Genomic DNA, 962 nt, shown 5'->3' with positions numbered 1-962 from the left:
GGCGCGGCGGCGGTCGCGGGCGCGCTCGCGGCGGGGCCGCGCGGGACGGTCGAAGGGCGACGCGTCGTCGTCGTCCGGCGCCCAGGGGGTGCGGCGATCCGTCATCGCGGACCCGTGGCGCGGGGCCGGGGTCCGAGGGGGGCGCGCACGGGATCCACCCTAACCGCGCTGAGAAGCGTCCTCAGCAGGCGCGGCGGCGGGTCAGCGGAGGCTCGCCGGTGCCGACGGGCAGCGGGACTCCAGCACGCCGTCGGACGCGCTCGCCGTCGGTTGCCACGGGACTCCCGCCCGGGAGCCCGCGATGAACGCGTCGAGGTCGGGCACCTCGCCGTCGTACGGCGCACCCGCCGAGGCGTAGCAGGGGATGAGGAAGTCGACGAAGTAGTCGTGCAGCCAGCCGAGCGCCGCGTCCGTCAGGGGGCCGGCCGGTCGCGTCGGGAAGCGCACCGCGCAGGCGTAGTCGACGGCGACGTCGGCGGAGTGCATGCCCAGGCGCGTGTCCTCGCCCGTCCCGATGACCTGGACGCGGACCCCCGACTCGGTCAGGCACGCGGCCTGCTGCCGGACCCATTCCTCGCCCTCGAGCACGCGCTCGACCGGCAGGTCCGGGCGCACGGCGTCGGGCCGCTGGAGGAGCACCATGCCCCACAGCGCGTCGGCGCTCTCGCGCAGGGACGCCGCGACCTCCGCATCCGTGAGCTCCTCGTGCATGCGCGCCGGCGGGTCCGCCGTGAAGGCGGGCACGGGCATGCCGATGCGCGGATCCCGCGTGCTCGGCGGGCCGGGCGTCGAGGTCGGCTCCCGGGATCGCCAGCTGTCGTCGTCGGTGAGGAGGCCGGACGCGGATGCGGTGCCGAGCCCGGCCACGAGCAGCGCACCCGCGACGACCGCGGCGACCGGGCCCAGGCGGAGGAGACGGCGGGGCGGCGGCACGAGCGGGTCCCGGGTGCGGGCGGGCGTCT

General features: G+C 77.7%; 1 protein-coding gene. It reads right to left on the bottom strand.

Going from position 1 to position 962, the window contains the following annotated elements:
* Positions 1-201 precede the first annotated feature (201 nt).
* On the bottom strand, positions 202-962 hold a 761-nt coding region (locus DZG00_RS15800; RefSeq protein ID WP_119455837.1), incomplete at its 5' end, for a hypothetical protein.

This window comes from Clavibacter lycopersici (assembly GCF_003576405.1).
Classification (GTDB): Bacteria; Actinomycetota; Actinomycetes; order Actinomycetales; family Microbacteriaceae; genus Clavibacter; species Clavibacter lycopersici.
The sequence above is the reverse complement of the archived record's forward strand: the minus strand, read 5'-3'. Positions and strand labels throughout refer to the sequence as shown.